Source organism: Desulfobaculum sp. (assembly GCF_054921475.1).
Genome location: NZ_JBUDSW010000303.1, coordinates 1 through 3792, shown reverse-complemented (window position 1 = coordinate 3792; position 3792 = coordinate 1). Strand labels below are relative to the sequence as shown.

Sequence of the window (3792 nt, the reverse complement as noted above, 5' to 3'; positions counted from 1 at the left end):
AAAGGGGGGAGCACGCCGCCCGCCGACACAATGAGAGCGCCGGTTCCCGCTGTGTCGGGAACCGGCAGGAGGTGTCTCTACAGGGCCTGCTCGTAGATGCGGCGGACGTCGTCGTCCGTGGGGCAGCGGGGGTTGGTCAGACCGCAGGCGTCCTTCTGAGCGTTGTCGGCCATGGTGGCGATGTCCTTCTTCTGGACGTCCTTGCCGTAGCGCTTGCCAAGCTCGGTGAGGTTGGCGGGGATGCCTACGTCGGCGGACAGCACACGGATGGCGTGCAGGCAGCGTTCGGCGGCGTCGCGCTTGGACATGCCGGAGATGTCTTCGCCCATCCACTCGGCCATTTCGGCAAAGCGTTCCACACAGGCGATGAGGTTGAACTGCTCAACGTGGGGCAGCAGGATGGCGTTGCATTCGCCGTGGGGCAGGTCGTAGTAGCCGCCCAGCTGGTGCGCCATGGCGTGCACGTGGCCGAGGCTGGCGTTGTTGAAGGCCATACCGGCGAGATACTGGGCGTAGCACATGCCTTCGCGGGCTTCGATGTCCTGTCCGTTTGCCACGGCGCGGCGCAGGAAGGTGAAGATGAGCTTGATGGCCTTTTCTGCGCAGGCGTCGGTGAGCGGGGTGGCGATGGTGGACACGTACGCCTCAACGGCGTGGGTCAGGGCGTCCATGCCGGTGGCGGCGGTGAGCGCCGGGGGCATGCCCATCATCAGGGTGGGGTCGTCCAGCGCGATGCCGGGGGTGACGCGCCAGTCCACGATGGCCATCTTCACCTTGCGGGAGGTGTCCGTGATGATGCAGAAGCGGGTCATTTCGGACGCGGTGCCTGCGGTGGTGTTCACGGCGACGTAAGGGGGCATGGGCTTGGTGGACTTGTCGATGCCTTCAAAGTCATGAATCTTGCCGCCGTTGGAGACGACAAGGCCGATGCCCTTGCCACAGTCGTGCGAGCTGCCGCCGCCCAGGGTGATGAGGGAGTCGCAGCCGTTCTTCTCATAGACCTTAACGCCGTCGTGCACGTTCTTGTCGGTGGGGTTGGGCACGGTTTCGTCGTAGACGACGCAGTCCATGCCATTCGCCTTCAGCAGGTCAACAATCTGCTGGGTGATGCCAACCTTGGTGATGCCCTTGTCCGTGACGAGCAGGGGCTTCTTGCCGCCGAGAGCCGTGATGCGGGCGGGGATTTCCTTGTGTGCGCCGATGCCTACAAGAGTAACACTGGGGATAAAGAATCCGTTCACTTCTTCCCGTACTGCCATTTCACACCGTCCTTAGCTTGTGTGTTTGCGATGCCATGCAATCCGTACTGCTTGAACTCGCGAGTTGCTTCCCTAGAGGCAAAGAACGGGCCAAAGTGAAAAGTGTCGTATTCCGGACACTTACGGAAAAGAGCCTCTGGGCAGAATGTCCCACGGTGGTGGGACAGAGTGCGCACTCGGGTCAAAAGTGGTGCGTTTTCGCGGATATGGAGCTATGGAAACTCGCCCATGGCGGGAGCTTTCGGGATGGTGTATCAGTTTGCGCCGCTTTGTGGCGGGTTTGGGTCAAATAGCGCCGGACGGTGTGGGGCAAGGCTTGCGCAACACACCGGAAGGCATACAGAAAAAGGACGGCGCGTGGCGTCGTCCTTTTTTGTGGCGGTGGATGGGGCGTTGTGGGGCGCGGTTGGGGAGAGGGGGCGGAGAGCGCCGCGGTATGGGCGCGCCGCGCGCTACAGGTCGAATTTTTCGATTTTGCGGTACAGGGTCTTGCGGCCAATGCCCAGCGCTTTGGCCGTCTGCTGGCGGTTGCCGCCGTAGAAGTCCAGCGCCTTGGCGATGTGCTCGCGCTCCATGCGCTCAAGGGAGAGCACGCCCCCGGTTTGGCTGCTGGCGGGCTGGTCGGATATTTCGCGCGGCAGGCAGGCGCGGGTGATGACGCCGTTATCGGACAGGATGATGCTGCGCTCCAGCACGTTGCGCAGTTCGCGGATATTACCCGGCCAGTCGTAGGAGAGCAGGCTTTGCATGGCGCGCTCGCTGACCGTGTATTCCCCCTGTCCCTTTTGGCGGCCCAGCTGGGCAAGGAAGTAGTCCACGAGCAGGGGCACGTCTTCACGGCGCTCGCCAAGGGTGGGCAGGCTGATGTTGAAGACGTTGATGCGGTGGAAGAGCGCCTCGTGGAAGCGCCCGGCTTCCACCTCATCCGCAAGGTTGCGGTTGGTGGCAAACAGGAAGCGGATGTCCACGGTGCGTTCGTCCTTTTCCCCCACGCGGCGGTAGGTGTGCGACTCCAGAACGCGCAGCAGGGAGGCCTGCACCTCAATGGGCAGCTCGCCGATTTCATCAAGGAACAAGGTGCCGGTGTGGGCGAAGTTCATGAGCCCTTCGCGGTTGTCCGTTGCCCCGGTGAAGGAGCCTTTGGTGTGTCCAAACAGCTCACTGCGCGAGAGTTCCTTTTGCAGAGTGGCGCAGTTTTTGACAATGAGGGGCTTATCCGCCCGCTGGCTGGCGGCGTGCAGGCAGCGCGCCACCACGTCCTTGCCCGCGCCGGATTCGCCGGTGATGAGCACCGGGACGTCCGTTGGGGCGACCTTGTCGATGAGGTATCGGATGTGCTTCACCGCGGCGGAGCTGCCCACCATCTGCGTGGATGAGGTGGTCTTTTGGGTGTGTTTATAACTGCGGTTCTCGCGCTGGAGGCAGGCGCGCTGCCACGCGCGGTCCACCACCAGCTCCACCCGGTCCAGCCGGAAGGGCTTGGTGATGTAGTCGTACGCGCCGATGCGGATGGCTTCCACGGCGTTGTCGATGTTGCCGTGCCCGGTGATGAGGATGACCTCGGCGTCCGGCTCCATGTCTTTGAATTCGGTAAGCAGTTCCAGCCCGTCGCCATCGGGCAGGCGGATGTCGGAGATGATGACGTCGAAGCGGTGGCGGCGGACGGCGTCGCGCGCGGCGTGTGCGCAGTCCGCGGCGTGGATGGTGCGTTCCGGGCTCGCGAGTTCCTTACTCAGCAGCTTGAGGATGGATTCTTCGTCATCCACCACAAGGACGTTGTACGGTTCAGGCATGGTGCGATTCCTGATGAAGTGGGAGCTTGACGGTGAAGGAGGAGCCCTTGCCGACGGTGGAGTCCACCACAATATCGCCGCCGTGCTCGCGGACGATATTAAAGCAGGTGGACAGGCCAATGCCGATGCCGCGCCCCACGGGCTTGGTGGTGAAGAACGGCTCAAAGAGCATGTTTTTGGATTCCGGCGGGATGCCGCAGCCTGTATCGCAGACGCGCAGTTCCACATGGTCGCCGCAGCGGGCCGTCTGCACGCCAATGGTGCCGCAGTCGCCCACGGCGTCGATGGCGTTGGTCATAAGGTTCAGCGTCACCTGCTTGAGCTGGGCTTCGTCGCCGCTGACGTGGGGGAGGGTGCGTGCAAGGGCGGTGGTGAGCGTGATGGAGCGGCGCTTGCGGAATTGGTGGTGCAGCAGCTTCATGGTGTCCCCCACCACCTGATTGAGATTCACGGGCACAAAGTCCGACGACACCGGACGGCTGAATGTGAGCAGGGTTTTGACGATCTCCTGACAGCGCAGGCATTCCTTGAGGATGGTGTTGGTGTAGTCGCGCAGGTCGTCGGCGAGGTCTTCGGGCACGCTGTCGTCAAGGCGCGCCAGCCTGCGCTGGATGCCTTCGGCAAACCCGGCTACCGCGGCGAGGGGATTGTTGATTTCATGCGCCACGCCCGCCGCCAGCACGCCGATGGTGGCCATCTTTTCAGCCTGGTAGAACTTGGCCTGATATTTCTTTTCCATG

At 62.8% G+C, this 3792-nt stretch carries 3 protein-coding genes; all 3 read right to left on the bottom strand.

All coding sequences use genetic code 11. The features are described from left to right. Nucleotides 1-77: 77 nt before the first annotated feature. Complete coding sequence (locus tag ACY69P_RS14975) at nucleotides 78-1259, bottom strand: iron-containing alcohol dehydrogenase (protein ID WP_459899245.1); 1182 nt, start codon at nucleotides 1257-1259, stop codon at nucleotides 78-80. Nucleotides 1260-1711: 452 nt separating this feature from the next. After that, nucleotides 1712-3052: a sigma-54-dependent transcriptional regulator gene (locus ACY69P_RS14970; RefSeq protein WP_459899247.1), complete on the bottom strand. Its 1341-nt coding sequence runs from the start codon at nucleotides 3050-3052 to the stop codon at nucleotides 1712-1714. Further along, nucleotides 3045-3792, bottom strand: a 748-nt coding sequence (locus ACY69P_RS14965) for a sensor histidine kinase (RefSeq protein WP_462328053.1), incomplete at its 5' end; no start/stop codon positions are given. The genes ACY69P_RS14965 and ACY69P_RS14970, both read right to left, overlap by 8 nt.

Bases quoted from the DNA above. Each gene is read 5' to 3' on its own strand.
- ACY69P_RS14970 (WP_459899247.1), bottom strand. From the start codon at position 3,052: ATGCCTGAACCGTACAACGTCCTTGTGGTGGATGACGAAGAATCCATC.
- ACY69P_RS14975 (WP_459899245.1), bottom strand. From the start codon at position 1,259: ATGGCAGTACGGGAAGAAGTGAACGGATTCTTTATCCCCAGTGTTACT.